At 44.5% G+C, this 19339-nt stretch carries 21 protein-coding genes and 1 tRNA gene; 7 read left to right on the forward strand and 15 right to left on the reverse strand.

All coding sequences use genetic code 11. From position 1 onward, the window contains the following. Positions 1-52: 52 nt before the first annotated feature. Genes mobB through ICN28_RS01995 form a run of 4 tightly spaced genes read right to left on the reverse strand, consistent with a single transcriptional unit; the run spans position 53 to position 4711 of the window. Positions 53-619 (reverse strand): molybdopterin-guanine dinucleotide biosynthesis protein B, encoded by a 567-nt coding sequence (gene mobB / locus ICN28_RS01980; protein ID WP_255536084.1) that lies wholly within the window; start codon positions 617-619, stop codon positions 53-55. Positions 620-627: 8 nt separating this feature from the next. Next, positions 628-2073, reverse strand: coding sequence for a threonine synthase (gene thrC, locus ICN28_RS01985; RefSeq protein ID WP_216285832.1), 1446 nt, complete (start codon positions 2071-2073; stop codon positions 628-630). Positions 2074-2122: 49 nt separating this feature from the next. Continuing rightward, positions 2123-3433 carry a homoserine dehydrogenase gene (locus ICN28_RS01990; protein ID WP_216285833.1) on the reverse strand — a complete coding sequence of 437 codons (1311 nt, stop codon included), beginning with the start codon at positions 3431-3433 and terminating at the stop codon, positions 2123-2125. 48 nt (positions 3434-3481) lie between these two features. Beyond that, positions 3482-4711, reverse strand: coding sequence for an aminotransferase class I/II-fold pyridoxal phosphate-dependent enzyme (locus tag ICN28_RS01995; RefSeq protein ID WP_216285834.1), 1230 nt, complete (start codon positions 4709-4711; stop codon positions 3482-3484). A gap of 89 nt (positions 4712-4800) precedes the next feature. Between ICN28_RS01995 and ICN28_RS02000 the strand changes: the two genes are divergently transcribed. From ICN28_RS02000 to ICN28_RS02015, 4 genes are all read left to right on the forward strand, one after another. Beyond that, on the forward strand, positions 4801-5175 hold the full coding sequence (locus ICN28_RS02000) for an Mth938-like domain-containing protein (RefSeq protein ID WP_216285835.1): 375 nt from the start codon (positions 4801-4803) through the stop codon (positions 5173-5175). 79 nt (positions 5176-5254) lie between these two features. After that, positions 5255-5719: a peroxiredoxin gene (locus ICN28_RS02005; RefSeq protein WP_216285836.1), complete on the forward strand. Its 465-nt coding sequence runs from the start codon at positions 5255-5257 to the stop codon at positions 5717-5719. A 145-nt stretch (positions 5720-5864) separates the two neighbouring features. Beyond that, positions 5865-7565, forward strand: coding sequence for a PhoH family protein (locus ICN28_RS02010; RefSeq protein ID WP_216285839.1), 1701 nt, complete (start codon positions 5865-5867; stop codon positions 7563-7565). A gap of 64 nt (positions 7566-7629) precedes the next feature. Further along, positions 7630-8115 (forward strand): C40 family peptidase, encoded by a 486-nt coding sequence (locus tag ICN28_RS02015; RefSeq protein ID WP_216285840.1) that lies wholly within the window; start codon positions 7630-7632, stop codon positions 8113-8115. A gap of 12 nt (positions 8116-8127) precedes the next feature. Here ICN28_RS02015 and dnaB read toward each other — a convergent pair whose 3' ends face one another. The 6 genes from dnaB to ICN28_RS02045 all read right to left on the reverse strand — a co-directional run bounded on the left by dnaB (position 8128) and on the right by ICN28_RS02045 (position 12061). After that, positions 8128-9522 carry a replicative DNA helicase gene (gene dnaB, locus ICN28_RS02020; protein WP_216285842.1) on the reverse strand — a complete coding sequence of 465 codons (1395 nt, stop codon included), beginning with the start codon at positions 9520-9522 and terminating at the stop codon, positions 8128-8130. Between the two features lie 32 nt (positions 9523-9554). Beyond that, positions 9555-10007 (reverse strand): 50S ribosomal protein L9, encoded by a 453-nt coding sequence (rplI, locus tag ICN28_RS02025; protein WP_216285845.1) that lies wholly within the window; start codon positions 10005-10007, stop codon positions 9555-9557. A 12-nt stretch (positions 10008-10019) separates the two neighbouring features. Then, positions 10020-10298, reverse strand: coding sequence for a 30S ribosomal protein S18 (gene rpsR, locus ICN28_RS02030; RefSeq protein ID WP_216285846.1), 279 nt, complete (start codon positions 10296-10298; stop codon positions 10020-10022). Positions 10299-10310: 12 nt separating this feature from the next. Next, positions 10311-10598: a primosomal replication protein N gene (gene priB, locus ICN28_RS02035; protein WP_216285847.1), complete on the reverse strand. Its 288-nt coding sequence runs from the start codon at positions 10596-10598 to the stop codon at positions 10311-10313. Between the two features lie 22 nt (positions 10599-10620). Next, positions 10621-10992, reverse strand: coding sequence for a 30S ribosomal protein S6 (gene rpsF / locus ICN28_RS02040; protein ID WP_216285848.1), 372 nt, complete (start codon positions 10990-10992; stop codon positions 10621-10623). 91 nt (positions 10993-11083) lie between these two features. Then, entirely contained in the window at positions 11084-12061 is a 978-nt protein-coding gene (locus tag ICN28_RS02045) for an asparaginase (RefSeq protein WP_216285849.1), read from the reverse strand. A 56-nt stretch (positions 12062-12117) separates the two neighbouring features. Here ICN28_RS02045 and lexA point away from each other — a divergent pair, with 56 nt between their 5' ends. Beyond that, positions 12118-12777 carry a transcriptional repressor LexA gene (gene lexA / locus ICN28_RS02050; RefSeq protein ID WP_216285850.1) on the forward strand — a complete coding sequence of 220 codons (660 nt, stop codon included), beginning with the start codon at positions 12118-12120 and terminating at the stop codon, positions 12775-12777. A 22-nt stretch (positions 12778-12799) separates the two neighbouring features. Here the strand turns inward: lexA and ICN28_RS02055 are convergent, their stop codons facing one another. Beyond that, on the reverse strand, positions 12800-13687 hold the full coding sequence (locus ICN28_RS02055) for a lipid A biosynthesis acyltransferase (protein WP_216285851.1): 888 nt from the start codon (positions 13685-13687) through the stop codon (positions 12800-12802). Positions 13688-13841: 154 nt separating this feature from the next. Here ICN28_RS02055 and ICN28_RS02060 point away from each other — a divergent pair, with 154 nt between their 5' ends. Beyond that, positions 13842-14024, forward strand: coding sequence for a hypothetical protein (locus ICN28_RS02060; protein WP_216285853.1), 183 nt, complete (start codon positions 13842-13844; stop codon positions 14022-14024). 50 nt (positions 14025-14074) lie between these two features. On the opposite strand, the gene ICN28_RS02065 is transcribed toward ICN28_RS02060, so the two are convergent. Both ICN28_RS02065 and dusA read right to left on the reverse strand, forming a co-directional pair. Further along, positions 14075-14150: transfer RNA gene (locus ICN28_RS02065), tRNA-His, on the reverse strand. A gap of 15 nt (positions 14151-14165) precedes the next feature. Further along, positions 14166-15245 (reverse strand): tRNA dihydrouridine(20/20a) synthase DusA, encoded by a 1080-nt coding sequence (dusA, locus tag ICN28_RS02070; RefSeq protein WP_370626428.1) that lies wholly within the window; start codon positions 15243-15245, stop codon positions 14166-14168. Positions 15246-15439: 194 nt separating this feature from the next. Here dusA and ICN28_RS02075 point away from each other — a divergent pair, with 194 nt between their 5' ends. Continuing rightward, positions 15440-16489, forward strand: a complete 1050-nt coding sequence (locus ICN28_RS02075) for an NAD(P)-dependent alcohol dehydrogenase (protein WP_216285855.1) — start codon at positions 15440-15442, stop codon at positions 16487-16489. A gap of 4 nt (positions 16490-16493) precedes the next feature. Here ICN28_RS02075 and ICN28_RS02080 read toward each other — a convergent pair whose 3' ends face one another. Both ICN28_RS02080 and typA read right to left on the reverse strand, forming a co-directional pair. After that, the gene (locus ICN28_RS02080; protein WP_216285857.1) at positions 16494-17411 is read right to left on the reverse strand and encodes a pseudouridine synthase; all 918 of its coding nucleotides are present in this window, start codon (positions 17409-17411) and stop codon (positions 16494-16496) included. Positions 17412-17500: 89 nt separating this feature from the next. Next, positions 17501-19321, reverse strand: coding sequence for a translational GTPase TypA (typA, locus tag ICN28_RS02085; RefSeq protein ID WP_216286844.1), 1821 nt, complete (start codon positions 19319-19321; stop codon positions 17501-17503). Positions 19322-19339 lie beyond the last annotated feature (18 nt).

Here is a 19339-nt window from a genome sequence, read left to right on the forward strand (position 1 = left end):
GCTTCGCCTTACTTGCATGAGATGCTGTGAATGGCTGAGTCATAGAGTGAGTCTAATGGGATGAGGGAAATTTTGCAGCTAAGCCTGTAATCTTCACAATATAGTCTGCAATTTCAATGTGGTTATCCAAGTCCAGTATCTGAATGTCGCGATGCAATACAGGTTGTCGAGCAGCCGTGTGGCCACCAGGAATAGCAATCGCTTGAATATTTAAATCGGTATTCGCTTTGCACGGCTGACTTACGCAAGGCTCATGCTCTGCACGCCATAATTCGATTTTAGGAATTTCAGCATTTTTAAAACCTTCAACTACAACTAGATCACAAGGCGATAGATGACTGACCTGTTCTTGGATGCTGGGCTCCCGAGAGGTATGCAACTCATGCATCAACACCCAACGCTGATCTGAAACCAGTAATATTTCTCTTGCCCCAGCTTCACGGTGTCGGTATGAATCTTTACCAGGACGATCAATGTCGAAGTGGTGATGCGTGTGCTTGATGGATGAAACCACAAAGGAGCGAGCAGTTAAATTAGCAATCACTTTTTCAATCAGTGTAGTTTTACCCGTTCCTGAATAAGCCGAAAAACCGATAACTGGGTAAGCAAATGAGCTCATCAACACCATTACAAACCAGTGTGCTTAGCCACAAACGCTTTAACTTGATTCACGTCTGCAGGCATTTCAGCAACCCTTTGCGGCTGATCTTCAATCCCAATGAATGCCGCAGGACGATCTGGAGAGCGGCCCAAGGCCTCTTGAATGGTTTCAGCAAACTTGATTGGCAAAGCAGTTTCTAAAACTAACATCGGCACATTGGCTTGCAGGTTCTCTCTAGCCACCTTAACACCATCTGCTGTGTGAGTATCAATCACCACGCTGTATTTAGCATGAATATCTCGAATGGTTTCTAAGCGGTTGGCATGCGTACTCTTGCCTGACACGAAGCCATACTGGCTGATTGTTTTGTAGGCATCATCTTTTGAAAGATCGAAACCGCCTTTGGTTTCAACATCCTGAAACATTTTTGCTGTTCTAACTGGATCACGACCCACCAAGTCATAAACAAAGCGTTCGAAGTTACTTGCTTTAGAAATATCCATCGATGGGCTGGTGGTGTGAAAAGTTTCAGCAGATTGACGTGCACGATAAACACCTGTTTTAAAGAATTCATCTAAAACATCATTCTCATTCGTTGCCACCACCAACTTCTCAATCGGCAAGCCCATCATGCGGGCAATGTGACCCGCACAAACGTTACCGAAGTTGCCAGATGGCACACAGAAAGAAACTTTCTCGGTGCTGTTTTTAGTCGCTAACAAGTAACCTTGGAAGTAATAAACCACTTGAGCAACGACACGCGCCCAATTGATCGAGTTCACTGTACCAATTTTTTGCTGGGCTTTGAAAGCATGATCATTACTAACCGCTTTAACAATGTCTTGAGCATCATCAAAAACGCCATCAATGGCAATGTTGTAAATATTCTCATCTTGCAAAGAATACATCTGAGCCACTTGGAAAGCGCTCATCTTGCCTTTTGGTGAAAGCATGAAAACACGCACACCCTTTTTGCCACGCATGGCATATTCAGCAGCACTACCGGTATCACCAGAGGTTGCACCCAAGATGTTAAGCTCTTGGCCTCTCTTGTTGAGCGTGTACTCAAAGAGATTACCTAAAAGCTGCATTGCCATGTCTTTGAAAGCCAAGGTTGGGCCGTTCGACAAGCTGAGCAAACCTAAACGCGTCCCCGCCTCATCCCCCAACCAATGTATCGGGGTAATGTCTTTTGCAGAATCATCTGCGCGACCATTTGAATAGACTTCAGCTGTATATGTTTTTTTAACTAAAGCTTTGAGGTCTACTGGAGGAATGTCATCACAATAAAGACTTAAAACCTCAAAGGCCAAATCCGCGTAGGACAAACCGCGCCAAGCATCCAATTGCGCTGTGGTAACTTGCGGGTACTTCTCCGGCAAGTACAAACCACCGTCAGCAGCTAAACCACCTAAGAGAATTTCTGAAAAAGTTTGCTGGGCATTGTGGCCACGGGTTGATAAGTAACGCATGTTCGTCTTTATGGTTTGTTAATTTACTTTGTATATCTTTGGTGTTGTGTTAACTAAGATTCTCTAAACGAATCTTGGTCACAGAACCTTCAACCGTTTTTAGAGCTTCAATTTTTTCAATCGCTGCCAAAATACGTTTTTCTTTTGTCTCATGCGTCAACATAATAAGATCCGTTTGGTTTTCACCATCATCAGCTTCACGTTGCAACATCGCATCAATTGAAATACCGTTGTCCGCCAGAATACGCGTGATATCAGCAAGGACGCCTGTAACATCTGCTACTCTTAATCTTAAGTAATAGCTTGTGGTAATTTCACCAATTGGTAAAACGCTTGTATTAACGACAGAGCCTGGTTGGAATGCTAAATGCGGTACACGCTGCTCAGGATCAGCCGTTTGAAGACGTGTGACATCCACCAAATCAGCAATCACAGCAGAAGCAGTTGGCTCAGCGCCAGCACCTTTACCGTAGTAAAGCGTTGTACCAACCGCATCTCCCATCACTTGAACAGCGTTCATGGCACCTTCAACGTTCGCAATTAAACGCTTTGTAGGGATCAATGTTGGGTGGACGCGTAACTCGATACCATCATCGGTTTTCTTGGTGATACCTAATAGCTTGATTCTGTAGCCCAGCTGTTCAGCATACTTAATATCCACTGCTGAAAGCTTCGTAATGCCTTCCACATACGCCTTATCAAATTGCATCGGAATACCAAATGCAATCGCACTCATGATGGTAGCTTTATGAGCCGCGTCAATACCTTCGATGTCGAAAGTTGGATCAGCTTCTGCGTAACCTAAACGCTGCGCCTCCTTGAGTACCACATCAAAATCAAGACCCTTGTCACGCATTTCTGACAAGATGAAATTCGTTGTGCCATTGATGATGCCCGCAATCCATTCGATACGATTAGCTGTTAAACCCTCGCGCAAGGCTTTGATGATGGGAATACCACCTGCAACAGCCGCTTCAAAGTTAACAGTAACACCCTTGGCTTGGGCAGCCGCAAAAATCTCATTACCGTGAACAGCTAATAAAGCCTTGTTCGCTGTCACAACATGTTTACCTTGGTTGATGGCGGCTAATACCAATTCTTTAGCGATGCCGTAACCGCCAATTAACTCGACCACCACATCAATCTCAGGATCATTCACAACCATCTTGGCATCGTTCACCACTTTAGCGCGACCTTTTACAAGCTCTTCAGCACGCTTGGTATCTAAATCAGCCACTGTGTGGATTTGAATGCCACGACCGGCACGGCGCTTGATCTCCTCTTGATTGCGCTCTAAAACAGTGAATACACCACCACCAACAGTACCGATGCCTAAAAGACCAACTTGAATAGGTTTCATGAATAAATACTCTTACTTAATAAATGTGAATTGAATAAATCTTTTAAATTATTTTTTGCCAAACTTCTTGCGGTAACGCTCTAAGAATTTAGCTAATCGGGCAATCGCCTCACGCAATACGTCTTCGTGCGGCAAGAACACAATCCGGAAGTGATCAGGCTTTGCCCAATTAAAACCACTACCTTGAACCAACAACACTTTTTCCTCGCGCAATAAGTCTGCGATGAACTCTTGATCATTGGTAATCGGATACATCTCTGGATCCAACTTTGGGAAAAGATACAAAGCGGCTTTGGGCTTAACGCAAGTGACACCTGGAATTTGAGTTACTAGTTCCCAAGCCAAGTCGCGCTGACGACGCAAGCGTCCACCTTCAGCCACGAGATCATCAATACTTTGATAACCGCCCAAGGCTGTTTGAATCGCATACTGACCTGGCACATTGGCGCACAAACGCATGGATGAAAGCATGTTGAGGCCTTCAATGTAATCCTTGGCGCCGCTCTTATCACCAGATACCACCATCCAACCTGAGCGATAACCGCAAGAACGATAGTTCTTAGATAAACCATTAAAAGTAACAGTGACGACATCTGTCGATAAAGAGCCAATCGAGGTGTGCTTCTCACCATCAAAGAGAGTTTTATCGTAGATCTCATCTGCAAAAATAATCAAGCCATGCTCACGAGCTAAAGCAATGATCTGCTCAAGCACGTCATTGCCATACAAGGCACCGGTTGGATTATTGGGATTGATCACCACAATTGCTTTGGTACGAGGTGTGATCTTTGATTTGATATCGGCAATATCAGGAGCCCACTCTTGGGACTCATCACACAAATAATGTTGCGGGGTACCACCCGATAAACTGACTGCTGCAGTCCACAGCGGATAGTCTGGGGCTGGCACCAATACTTCATCACCCACGTTGAGCAATGCATTCATTGCCAAGACAATTAGCTCTGACACACCATTACCGGTATAAATATCCTCTAGAGTAACGCCATCGATACCCTTCTCTTGGCAGTAATGCATGATGGCTTTGCGAGCCGAGAAAATACCTTTAGAGTCTGAATAGGCTGCAGCATTCGGCAAATTGCGAATCATGTCCAACTGAATCTCTTCAGGAGGGTCAAAACCAAATACCCCAACGTTTCCAATATTGAGCTTGATGATCTTTTGACCTTCCTCCTCCATTTGCTGAGCAAGCTCAAGCACAGGACCACGAATGTCATAACAGACATTATTTAATTTGGAGGATTTTTTGATTTCTTTCACAATGACCACTCAGAATGTAATAAGAAGACCATAAAGTCTTAATTTATCTATAATTTTGTAATTATGACAGAGCCTGAGGGGATACCCAAATGAAACTACAGCCAGATCGCCAGCCCACCCTCAATACAGTCTCTGCCTATGGTTCTGGATACATCGAAATTAACGCTACACGCTACGAAACATCCCTCCTATTGCAGCCTGAGGGGCCTGTGACACCCTGGTCTTGCAAGAGCTTTGCAGCCCTTAGCGTCGAAGATTTCGAGGTGATTGCCTTAAAAAAGCCGGCTTTGGTGATTTTAGGCAGTGGCTTAAAGATCCAATTCCCTAGACCAGAGCTGATTGCGCCCCTGATTAAGGCCAAAATTGGTATTGAAACCATGGACTTACAAGCTGCCTGCCGAACTTATAACGTTTTAATGGCTGAAGGGCGCAATGTATTAGCAGCCTTAATCATGGATCACTAAAACATAAATTAAAGAGCATCCCTGCCAACTCTGATATAAATACAGTAATAAACAAATAATTAAGCATTTTGGAGACTGTATGACTGCTGTACTTGGTAAACCTATTCCTTACTTTGAAATTCCAGCCACAAGCGGCTTGGTATTCACTCCAAGCGCTTGCCAGGGTCGCAAAGTGGTCATGTATTTCTACCCTAAAGACTCAACCCCGGGTTGCACGGTTGAATCGATGGAGTTCAGAGATGCCATCGACGACTTCACAAAAGCCAACACCCTCATTGTGGGCATTTCCAGGGATAACCTTAAATCTCACGAAAACTTCAAGCGCAAAATTGAATTGCCATTTGAGCTCCTATCAGACACTGAAGAAGTTCTATGCCAACTCTTTGGCGTGATGAAAATGAAAAACATGTACGGTAAACAAGTTCGTGGCATCGAAAGAAGCACCTTCTTGATCGATGAGGCAGGTGTTCTCCGTCACGAATGGCGTGGCTTGAAAATTCCAGGCCACGTTCAGGATGTTTTGAAGGCTGCTCAATCTTTGTAATCTAAACATCATCTTTATTTTAGAGATGATTGCTTTGTCATAAAAATTAATATAACTTGTTACATAGATGTTAAAAAATACCTTCACCTCGATAACCGCCACCCCACCCGGTAGGCGGTTTTTTCTTTATTAGGAGACTTTCGGAATGCCATTGCCACCTATCCCAACCCAAGCCGCCGATAAAGTTAACATTAGCAAACAGCCAAAAGCTCAATTAAAAAAGCGCCCTAAGAGGGTTGAGATCGAAGCCGATATTGAAGTTGAAGAATTAGAAGTTACTGAAATTGAAACCAGTAAAGACCTGACTCTGGATAGTAGCGAAGCCCACAGCCCTTACTCTTTAGCAGACCTGGCTATCGAGAAAATACAGTCCACTAATAAATCCAAAAAAGTTTCAAGCATATCTGTTGCAAAAGTATCCAATCGAGTCCGCCATATTCCAGATGATGGTGTGATTCGTCTATTCGTTCTAGATACTAATGTGCTGATGCATGATCCATCGGCTCTCTTCCGTTTTGAAGAGCACGATGTGTATCTACCGATGATGACTCTCGAAGAGTTGGATAACCATAAAAAAGGTATGAGCGAAGTGGCTCGGAATGCTCGTACCATCAGCCGCTCGCTTGACCAGCTGGTAGCTAACACCAGCGGTGTTCTAGAAGACGGTATTCCATTAAATAAACTGGGTAATAAGGAGGCCACAGGCAATCTTTATTTCCAGGTTGAACTGAATGAGATCAGCTTACCCGAGGGTTTGCCGACCGGTAAAGCAGATAACATGATTTTGGGCGTGGTACGTGAACTCCAAAAGAGCCGCAAAGATCGTCAAGTTGTATTGGTGTCAAAAGATATCAACATGCGCATCAAAGCTCGTGCTCTAGGTTTACCAGCCGAAGATTACTTTAATGACCAGGTTTTAGAAGACCGTGACTTAATGTACTCTGGCGTACTTCAGTTGCCAGTTGATTTTTGGCCCAAGCACGGCAAAGACATGGAGAGTTGGAGCGATACCAAATCAGGCACAATGTTCTATCGCGTGACCGGGCCTGCTGTTGCTCAAATGATGGTGAATCAATTTGTCTATCAAGAAAATAGCGATGGTGGAACACCCTTCTATGCTCAAGTTAAAGAGGTTCATGGCAAAACAGCTTTACTCCAAACCTTGAAGGATTTCTCTCATCAGAAAAACAATGTTTGGAGCGTGGTTGCACGTAATCGTGAACAAAATTTTGCCCTGAATTTACTCATGAATCCTGATGTTGATTTTGTCACTTTATTAGGTCAAGCTGGCACAGGTAAAACTCTCCTTGCTTTAGCTGCTGCACTCGATCAAGTCCTCGATAGCAAGCGCTACACAGAAATCATCATTACTCGCGCCACGGTTCCAGTCGGTGAGGATATTGGCTTCTTACCAGGCACTGAGGAAGAGAAAATGCAACCTTGGATGGGCGCATTTGATGACAACTTGGAAGTCCTTCAACGCAATGAGGATGGTGCTGGCGAATGGGGTCGTGCTGCCACTCAAGAATTGATCCGCTCACGCATCAAAGTCAAGAGCATGAGCTTCATGCGCGGTCGAACCTTTGTGAGCAAGTTTTTAATCATTGATGAAGCTCAGAACTTGACTCCTAAGCAAATGAAAACCTTAGTCACTCGAGCAGGTCCAGGAACAAAGATTGTTTGCTTAGGCAATATTGCTCAGATTGATACGCCTTACTTAACAGAAGGCTCGTCAGGACTCACGTATGTGGTCGACCGCTTTAAAGGGTGGCGTCATAGCGGTCATGTCACATTAGCTCGCGGTGAGCGTTCACGCTTGGCAGACCACGCAGCTGAGGCCCTCTAAAAAGGTGAGTGCTGTAGTCCTGTATTCATCAAGCTCGCTCTTATTTTTAAGAGTGGTCAGCTGCATGAAGCGCATCTTGGTAATTGGCACCAGTTTAAGCATCCTGTCTGCTTGTGCCATTTTTCCAAGAATGTCATCCCTACCTGACTTTGATAAAGAGGTTTCAGCAGGTCTCGAGGATGTCTCAATTGCAGCGATTGGCTTGGTAGGCATCCCCTACCGCTACGGCGGCAACACCCCTAAAGGCGGTTTTGATTGCAGCGGCTTAATTGGCTATGTTTACAACAATGCAGCGAATAAGAAACTACCTCGAACTACAGCAGAAATTGCGAAGACGGGACAATCCTTAGGTAATCAAACGCCTGCTCCAGGAGACTTGGTCTTTTTTAATACTCAGGGAAGCTCTCATTCACATGTAGGCATTTACGTGGGCAAAGGTCGTTTTGTTCATGCTCCATCCAAAGGTGGAACGGTGAGGCTAGAAAAGATCACAACACCCTATTGGTCGCAGAGATACACCGAAGCTAGGCGCGTGATCACCAAGAACTGATACTTCAGAATCTTAGAACGGCTCGTATCCGCCAGATGATTGACCTTGACCAAGAGCCAAGTTATCAAATTTAGTAAATTGACCTTGCCAACTCATTTTGATCGTTCCAATTGGACCGTTACGCTGCTTGGCCACAATAATTTCAGCAACACCTTTTTCAGGCGTCGTGTCTGGGTGATATACCTCATCACGATAGATGAATAGAATCACGTCGGCATCTTGCTCAATAGCGCCAGATTCGCGCAAATCAGACATGATAGGACGCTTGTTGGGTCGTTGCTCTAAGCCACGATTCAACTGTGACAAAGCAATTACAGGGCACTGTAATTCTTTTGCCAATGATTTAAGTGATCGAGAAATCTCTGAAATTTCAGTCGCACGGTTTTCACCATTGCCACCAGAGTTACCACTCATCAACTGGATGTAGTCGATCACAATTAAACCTAGCGTACCAAATTTACGCGCAATACGACGGGCTCTGGCGCGCAACTCTAAACTGCTTAACGCACCAGTTTCATCAATCATGATGTTAGTTTCATTCAACCGAGAAATAGCCTCAGTGATCTTTGGCCATTCATCATCGGTTAATTTACCGGTTCTCATACGAGACTGGTCAATACGACCCACTGAACCCAAGATACGAGAAGCCAGCTGAGAGGCGCCCATCTCCATTGAGAAAATGAGGACCGGCAAACCTTCTTTTAAGGCCACGTTCTCGGCAATATTGACCGCAAAACTGGTTTTACCCATTGAAGGTCGACCCGCAACAATCACGAGATCACCCTTTTGCAGACCACTGGTCTGACGATCTAAATCAATAAAGCTCGTAGCAACACCTGTTACATCGGTTGAACCCTGACGATGGTAGAGCTCATCAATTCGGTTCACCACATCTGTTAAAAGAGGTGCAATTTCAAAATAATCTGTTTTACCGCGATTACCTTCTTCACCAATCGCTAAGATCCTAGACTCTGCTTCATCCAAAATAGTTTGAACGGAGCGACCATCAGGGGTGAAAGCACTACCCGCAATGTTGTCAGAAGTTTGGATCAAGCGACGAAGAACGCTGCGGTCACGCACAATTTCAGCGTAACCACGAATATTGGAAGCACTTGGAGTAGATTGCGCTAAGGCATTGAGGTAGTCGATACCGATTGACTCGCCACCACCTTGTGTTTTCATGGCTTCTGAAACAGTAATCACATCAGCAGGCATACCTTCGCCAACCAATTTACCAATCACTCGGTAAATCAAACCATGGTCAGGACGATAGAAGTCTTTTTCTGTGAGTACGTCCCCAACTCTATCCCATGCAGAGTTGTCCAAAAGCAAACCGCCGAGCACCGATTGCTCGGCCTCGACGGAATGCGGAGGTACTTTTAAAGCTTGAACAGCTGTATCAATCATGAGATATCAGGAGATATCGTATCGATGATTAATTAAGCCTGCTCACCAATCACTTGGACAGTAATTTCTACAACTACGTCTGTGTGAACAGCGACAGATAGCTTATGCTCACCAACGATCTTTAAAGGACCTGTTGGCATACGCACTGAAGCTTTTTCAACTGTGAAACCTTGAGCTTTAAGAGCATCGGCTACATCGTGGTTAGTTACTGAACCAAACAAACGACCATCAACACCAGCCTTTTGTTTAATTGGAAGAACCAAACCAGTTAACTTAGCGCCAACAGCTTCTGCAGCAGCCAATTTCTCAGCAGCCAATTTCTCTAACTCAGCGCGCTTTGCTTCAAACTCAGCAATTGCTGTTGTTGTTGCGCGGCGAGCCATGCGTTGTGGAATTAAAAAGTTACGAGCAAAACCATCTTTAACGCGAACAACGTCGCCTAAGTTACCAAGGTTAGCTACTTTTTCTAGGAGAATAATTTGCATAGTGACTCCTGATTATTTCTTATGTTGGTCAGTGAAAGGCATCAAAGCTAAGAAGCGCGCGCGTTTGATAGCAGTATCTAATTGGCGCTGATACAAAGCTTTAGTACCAGTTAAACGTGCAGGCGTGATCTTGCCGTTTTCACCGATGAAGTCACGAAGTGTGTCTACATCTTTGTAATCGATTTGATCAACCTTAGCAGCTGTAAAGCGGCAGAAACGTTTACGTTTGAATAATGGGTTTTGTGCTGGACGCTTGTTCTTGCGGTCATCACCTTTTTTTACGAATGCCATGATGTTTCCTTTTTACAATTCAATATGCGTGATATGAAAGACGAGTCGCTGACTGCGCAGGTTCTTGTGAGTTAAGAATCCTTCAAATCTAGCTGACCTTCCCAATTCCATTTGACCCAGTTTTTCATGAACTGATCCGATGGCTATTGCTTCGATATTCATTCTGACTTTCCTGGCACTACCTGCTTCTTGAACTTCGCCACTATGTTCTAGTTGGCATTCAATCACAGGGATTCCGGCTGGGGTATATCTCAGAACTTCCCGAGCAATCAGGGCGGCAGTTAGGATGAAATGATTCAACCCAAACCCGCTCAGTGCCTAATTAGGCAGCAGGCGCCTCCGTTGCTTGAAGAGCTTTACGAGCTTCTTCACGTTCAACTTGTTTCATCATGATTGAAGGCTCTGTTTCAGCTTTCTTTGTCTTGATAACCAAGTGACGCAATACAGCATCGTTGAACTTAAAGCCGTGCTCTAGTTCATCAAGAGTGGCTTGACCACACTCAATGTTCATGCAAACGTAGTGAGCTTTAGCTAGCTTGTCGATCATGTAAGCCATCTGACGACGGCCCCAGTCTTCAACGCGGTGAACTTTGCCACCTTGAGTTGTAATAGTACTTTTGTACTTTTCAACCATGGCAGGTACTTGCTCGCTTTGGTCCGGATGGACGATAAAAACGATTTCGTAATGACGCATTAATTACTCCTTATGGATAAAAGTCACCTGGGCGTCTCAATCAACTGAATTTAGCCGACTGACCAGTGTGACAAGGTAAAAAACTACAGCCTTAGATTGTAGCAAAAATACTCTGCCAATCCTCAGTTTTCCTCGAATTTGCCTCCAAAAGAGCTAATTGGAGTGCAATTCTGGCTTTTGCAGGGTTCAAATCCCTGGCTGACAACCAATTCCAAGCGCTATCCGGCTCTGGAATCTCAGAAAATACTGCGCCAGCGCCTGTTCTAGATGATCTAACCACCGCAATTCCAGCCTCAGCAGCCAAAATTAGGTGTTGCGCTAGGTTTTGATGAACACTTCCCTGCCCAGTTCCAGCAATCACAATGCCCTCCACACCTTGACTGGTGAGCATATCGACCAAGCGCCCGCTCGAACCACCATGACTGGTGATGATCTCAATCCAGGGCCAAACCATTTGGGTCGGCAAATTCAAATCAGCTTGGCGTTTATGAATCGGGCCATCTAACTCTCGAGCATTGACCACCAAGGCATCTAAAGCATGGGTATGTTGTTTGGATAAGTCTCTGGCTAAACAGGGCTTACCTGCCATAACCGCCAAAATACCAAACTGCTGGGTCTCTCTGGCTTCTTTAGCTAGGTAAAGCGCTGCCCTTAAGTTAGTAGGGCCATCTGCATGCTCAGCATTGGCCGGCAACATGGCACCCGTTAGAACAACGGCTTTTCTATAGTGACTGGCCAATTTACCTAAAGTGGCATGAAGAAAAACACCCGTTTCCTCCATGGTGTCAGTACCATGAGTCACAACAATACCCGCCACATCCTCTCGCTCTAGACCGGCTTTAACAGCCCAGGCTAACTGCATGAGGAGTTCCTCATTCATGTGCCGGCTATCCATATTGGCAACCTGAATGACTTCTATCGGACCCATATCGCTATCGAGCTGCAAAGCTTCAATCAACCCATGGGCGGAAATTTGACCAGCCTGATAGGACATAGGCTTCTGAGGATCGGTGGCTAAGCCAGCGATCGTCCCCCCCATGCCTAAAACCAATAAATTTCCAGAGTTCATACAAAACATTATCAATGGGTATTGCATCTTATGAAATCACTGTATAGAATCACAGCATGGATACAAATACAGCAAAACCTAAGCTAACGGCTCGCCAAGAAGAAATCTTGGGGCTTATTTCAGATGCTATTTCTCGTAGTGGCTTGCCACCGACGCGAGCAGAAATTGCAACACGCCTTGGTTTTGCATCAGCGAATGCGGCTGAAGAGCATTTACGTGCACTGGCACGCAAAGGTTATGTTGAGCTAACTCCTGGAACTTCGCGTGGTATCAAGTTATCGAAGCAGTTAACACTGCCTCTAGCTGCGCTTCAGCAACTCACTCTTCCTTTAATCGGTCGTGTTGCTGCTGGATCTCCGATTTTGGCCGTGGAGCATATTCAAAAACAAGTGCCCTGCGATCCATCTTTATTCACCAAAGGTGCTGATTACTTATTGCAAGTGCGCGGCATGAGTATGCGTGACGCCGGTATTTTGGATGGCGATTACTTAGCGGTTAAAAAAACCACTGAAGCTCGCAATGGTGAGATTGTTGTCGCGCGTTTAGACGATGAAGTCACTGTGAAACGTTGGTCACAATCGAAAGGCCCTCACGGCATGAAGATTGAGTTGATTGCCGAGAACCCAGATTTTGAAAACATCATGGTGGACCCTCGTCGCCATGAAATCACAGTGGAAGGTTTAGCTGTTGGATTAATTCGACCCGGCGGCCTTTGATCTAATTTTTAGATGGGGCTTCTTAGTAAATAGAAGCTTCACCCTCTGGGCGATTCTTAAATCGCTTGTGCACCCAGTAGTACTCCGCGATGCGTGGCTTGATCACATCCTCAAACGCCTGATTCATTCGCGCAGTGTCTGCAACCGCGTCATCGGTTGGAAAATCCACCCAAGGCTTGCCGACATGGCAGTCATAGCCTGAACCATCTTCACGTAGAACGGTAAAGATAGGACACACTTCAGCACCAGCAACTCTCGCCATTTTGGAAACAGATAAAACTGTATTAGTCGAGACACCAAAAAACGGCACGAACTCAGAATCTTTTCGACCCAAGTCCATATCCGGTGATAAACAAACAAAAGTACCTTTGCGTGCTTCACGCAATAGCTCACGACCATGATGCTCACGTAGCAACATCTTGGCGCCAAAACGCTCACGCCATTTTTTGATGCGCGGCTCAAAGTAATCATTTTTCATGAACACATAAAGCGTAATGCCAGGAGCTGCTTTGATTTTCTTCAAGTGCATAGTGATCGCAATCAAGCCAGCCTCAATACCCATCAAATGCATGCTGACATAAATGCGCGGCTTGCCATCATTCATATCCACTTGCGGATAAACAGTCACAAATTCATTAATTGATTTTTCTGAGCCCAACCATAAGCGACCACGCTCAGCAAAACTTCGACCCATTAAACGCCAGTTTTGTTTTGCCAATGCATCACGCTCCATTTGGCTTAGATGGGGAAAACAAGCCTTTAAGTTGGCGTTGATGATCTTGACGCGCGACTTAGAGAACTTAGGTGCTATTGCAGCAATGCCATAGCCTATACGCACAACCCATGAATACGGGATGACTGCTAAGAGCCAAAGAAAAGCATGCGCTAAAGGATTAAAGAATTTTTTCACAGAGGAGATTTTCTCATGAACACTCGATGAGTAAGCGTTTTATGACCCCACACCCTACTCAACATCATTTTTGATGATTTGCAAATAACTTATAAAAAATATAAATTAATTGTCTATTTGCATTACGGGAAATCAAATGCCAAAGGAATTAGTCATGATGAAAACAGATGAAGAATATAAACAACTACTCCTTGAAATAAAAAATCAAATAAGGCAGGAATTTAAGAATTTTGAAAATCGTGTTGTTAAAAAATTAACTCTAAGATTGGTTTTTATAGATATAACTTTTGGATTAATCACTATTGCGTCAATGATTTACTTTCATCAAAACTCATAAAAGAACGCCTATAAAGCAAATGGCCCCTTGGTTAGGGGCCATTTTTTATTTGGGGTGGCTGATGGGGCTCGAACCCACGACAACAGGAATCACAATCCTGGACTCTACCAACTGAGCTACAGCCACCGTAGAGAAAAAAGATTATAACTCGTCTGAGTCTTCTTGTTCAACATACATCCGTAATTCTTTATTGGCATCTTCAAAAAAGGCTCTGATATCCCCTTCTGTCTTGACTGCCCCCAAAAGTCGGTAATCGGATAGTTTTCTGCGCCAATGCTTCGAACCGCCCTTACCATGGGCTAAACCCAAAATATGACGGGTAATCGCTGCCATATGAAAGTGCTCTTGTTTAGCCTCGCAAGACTTCAACCAAGCGGTGCATTGCTGGATCAACTCTTCTGTAATCCGGTTCCACTGCTCCACGCCAAAAAAATGGCCGAAAGCTTGACCATCCGTTTTTAGCATCTCATCCCAATCCAACATGATGCCAGGGGTATGGTATGCCGCCCGACCGATCATGAACCCATCAAAGTCATGCCAATATCGGGCAATGTCGCCATTGGTTTCTAGACCGCCATTTAATAAAACTTTTAAGTGAGGGAAATGCTTTTGCGCATCGACACGAAGTTGTTTAGCGACCTCGTATTGAAGGGGTGGAATAGTGCGGTTCTCCTTGGGAGAAAGGCCCTTTAAGATGGCATTGCGGGCATGGATGGTAACTTGGCTAGCACCCGCCTCAGCAACCTTACAGATAAAGTCCAAAGTAAATTGGTAATCATGAGGCTGATGAAGGACATCCATGTCATTCAAACCTATTCGGTGCTTGACTGTGATTGGTATATCCACAGCATCCACCATCGCTTTCACGCAGTCAGCAACCAAGTCTGGTTCAGCCATTAGGCAAGCCCCAAACGAGCCACGTTGAACGCGCTCTGAAGGACAGCCACAGTTAAGGTCAACCTCGTTATAACCCCACTGCTGAGCTAATAATGCAGATTTAGCCAAATCAGCAGGCTCACTACCGCCTAACTGCAATACGACAGGATGCTGAATCTCATCAAAATCTAAATGGCGCGGGACATCACCATGAATCAATGCACCTGTTGTCACCATCTCGCTGTAGAGAACAGCATTTTTAGTGAGACTACGATGGAAAGTTCGACACTGTCGATCAGTCCAATCCATCATCGGGGCGACAGCTAATCTTTTATTATTTTCCACGGACTCTTTTTATTAGTAATTTACTACCAATGATTTTAGTGCGTTTTAATGAGGAGCCACATAGAGCTTTAATCCAGACTTAAAGAATGGGATAACTCACTAAAGTAGTTCACTAGAATATTATTTTTTCTGCTGTAGAACACAGCCAAATTAACATTACTGGTATAACGTTAATATATCTTTAGGAGATACTCATGTCATCAATATCTAGTTATGCCGCACAATCCGCCACATCACCACTAGCCCCTCATCCAATTACTCGACGAAAGGTCGGGGCAAAAGATGTACAGATTGATATTGAATTTTGTGGTGTTTGTCATACTGATATTCATCAATCCAGAAATGATTGGAATAACAGTAACTATCCCATAGTTCCTGGACATGAAATCATTGGCAAAATCAGCGCTCTAGGGTCAGATATCAAGCACCTAAAGATTGGGCAGCGCGTAGCAGTTGGTTGTTTTGTAGACTCTTGCCACCATTGCTCATCCTGCAAAGCAGATTTAGAGCAGTATTGCCTTAATGGATTTACCGCAACTTACAACAGCGCTACGGATGATCCAGGCGGCTTTACGTATGGCGGCTATTCTCAAAGTATTGTGGTCGATAACCATTTTGTTCTTACCGTTCCAGACGGTTTAGATCCTGCGGGCGCAGCACCACTGTTATGCGCAGGCATTACAACCTACTCACCTTTGAGACATTGGGGTGTTAAACCTGGCATGACGGTTGGCATTATTGGGTTAGGTGGTCTTGGGCATATGGGTGTCAAACTATCTCATGCTATGGGTGCCAAAACGGTCATGATCACCACCTCAAAAAATAAAGCTAGCGATGCTCTAAAACTTGGCGCTGATGAAGTATTAATTTCTACTGATGCTGATGCGATGGAAGCAAAAACTAATCAATTTGATTTTTTACTAAATACTATTCCAGTACCTCATGACTTTAATCACTACATGCAATTGCTTAAGGTCGATGGCACGATGTGCATCGTGGGTTCTATTGGGCCTAACGCCGAACTCAATACTGGGCCTTTAATTTTTGGTCGCAAGAGCGTAGCAGGCTCCTTGGTTGGCGGCATCAAAGAAACACAAGAGATGCTTGAGTTTTGCGCAAAGCACAATATCACCTCTGAAATCGAACTGATCAAAATGGAAGAAATCAATCATGCTTATGAACGCATGCTCAAAAGCGATGTGAAATATCGCTTTGTCATTGATATGAATAGCTTGAGTCAATAGGCTATTAGGGATTTGGAGAGAAGTCGCTTAAATTGAGATAAAAATGGCTCTGAAAATCATGCTCCAACTGTGTCACGGGATCTCTAAAACTCAATTGCTTGGCTAGCAACTGCAGAGGTTCCGAATAGTCCTTACCTGCTGCCGGTTGCTGAATGATGTTCGGATAAATCTTATCGTTCTTGATAGGCATACCTAAAGCATGCATGTGAACTCTTAACTGATGTTTCTTACCACTACCTAGCTCCAATCGATACTTAGCCCAAGGCTCGCTTACCTCCAATAGATGAATGATCGAATCCGAATTCGGTTCACCAGGAACTTCTTGCATCTGAATAAAAATATCAGACTCTTCAATTCTGCTAATTCGCTCGATTGGAAACTGATCTTTTAAATGCTCTTGATAAGGCGCAATGGCTTCATACGATTTTTTGATTTTTCTATCTCTCAATAAAGATTGATAGCGATTTCTGTCTTCCACTCTTTTTGAAAAAGCGACTAAGCCAGCGGTCTCTCGATCAATCCGATGAATGGGGGTTAAATCTTGCAAGCCTGTTTTATTTTTAAGACGAACAAGCAAGGTTTCTTGCAGGTAGTGCCCTGCTGGCGTAACCGGCAAAAAATGAGGTTTATCTGCAATCAACAAGTGATCATCTTCATAAACAATCATCTCTTGAAACGGGATCACTTCCTCAGATTCAAGACTTCGGTAGTAATAGATAAAAGCATTATTCAGACATAAAGCTTGACTCGATTGAGGGGTCCCCGCCTCATCCAAAACCAAACCCTGATTCATGCGAGCAACCCACTCAGACTTAGAAATTTTCGGGAATTTTTCCGTCAAAAAATCGATGAGATAGACATAGGACTTCCCCGTATTGTTGACAAATACTTTGCTGGGACCCACGCCATTTTTAATATCCATGATGAGTGGCTATATTAATCTCTGTTTTAAAAATCATAAAGCCGCAACGTGAAGGTTGCGGCTTTATGGATTTGCTCAACTAGCGCTAATTAAACACCAGAAGGACGACTTGCCTTCTTACGCTCATTTTCTTTCAAATGACGTTTACGAATACGAATGCTCTTTGGTGTTACCTCTACCAACTCATCTTCAGCAATAAACTCAACTGCGTACTCTAAAGACATCTGAATAGATGGCACCAAGCGAACAGCTTCATCTGTACCAGAAGCACGAACGTTAGTTAATTGCTTACCCTTAATTGGGTTCACAACTAAATCATTATCACGGCTATGGATACCAATAACCATACCTTCGTATAGCGCATCACCAGGAACCACAAACATACGACCACGGTCCTGTAACTTCCACAAAGCGTAAGCTACTGCTTCGCCATCATCTTGAGAAATCAATACACCGTTGTGACGCTCGCCAACCATACCTTCTCTCATTGGGCCGTAAGCATCGAATGTGTGACTCATCAAACCTGTACCACGAGTCATGGTCATGAAATCGCCTTGGAAGCCGATCAAGCCACGAGCAGGGATTCTGTACTCAAGACGTGTACGACCTTTACCGTCTGAAACCATGTCTTGAAGCTCACCCTTACGCTTACCTAACTCTTCCATCACGCCACCTTGAGTGGTGTCTTCAACGTCAACTGTTAAGTTTTCAAACGGCTCCATCTTCACGCCATTTTCTTCATGGAAAACAACGCGTGGACGAGAAACTGCCAACTCGTAACCTTCACGACGCATGTTTTCGATCAAGATCGTTAAATGCAACTCACCACGACCAGACACTTCAAATACAGTGTCGTCTGGTGTGTCATTCACGCGCAAAGCCATGTTTGACTTCAACTCGCGCTGCAAGCGATCACGAATCTGGCGGCTTGTAATGAACTTACCTTCACGACCAGCCAATGGGCTGGTGTTCACCATGAAGTTCATGGTCAAGGTTGGCTCATCCACTTTCAACATTGGCAATGGCTCAACTTTGTCCGGTGAACATACTGTTGTACCGATCGCTAGATCTTCAATACCGTTAATTAGAACGATGTCGCCTGAAGCAGCTTGTTCAACTTGAACGCGCTCCAAACCTTGGAATTTTAATACTTGGTTAACACGACCATTGAATGGTGTGCCATCAGGGCCGTTTTGACAAACCACTGATTGACCTACTTTAACTGTACCGCGGCTGATACGACCAACACCGATCTTGCCAACGTAGCTGTTGTAATCAATTGATGAGATTTGGAACTGTAGAGGACCTTCTGGATCTTCATCACGGATCGGAACATACTTTAAAACAGTCTCAAACAAAGGAGCCATTGTGCCTTCGCGCACTTCTGGTGTTAAACCAGCATAACCACTCAAGCCTGAGGCATAAACAACTGGGAAATCCAACTGTTCTTCTGTTGCGCCCAATTTGTCAAATAGTTCAAATGTTGCGTTAACAACATAATCAATACGCGCACCTGGACGGTCCACTTTATTCACCACAACGATTGGCTTCAAGCCAAGCGCTAGAGCTTTTTTAGTCACGAAGCGAGTCTGAGGCATTGGGCCTTCAACCGCATCAACCAACAACAATACACCGTCAACCATAGAGAGAACGCGCTCCACTTCACCACCGAAGTCCGCGTGTCCTGGGGTATCAACGATATTGATATGGGTACCTTCATACTCTACCGCACAGTTTTTTGACAAGATCGTGATACCACGTTCTTTTTCAATATCGTTGGAGTCCATAACGCGCTCTGTAAGCGCTTGATTCTCACGGAATGTTCCTGATTGACGTAACAACTGGTCAACCAAAGTCGTTTTCCCGTGGTCAACGTGGGCAATGATGGCAATATTTCTTAAGGCGCGAATACTCATAGTTCTGCTTTC

This window comes from Polynucleobacter sp. 30F-ANTBAC, assembly GCF_018882385.1.
Taxonomy (GTDB): Bacteria; Pseudomonadota; Gammaproteobacteria; order Burkholderiales; family Burkholderiaceae; genus Polynucleobacter.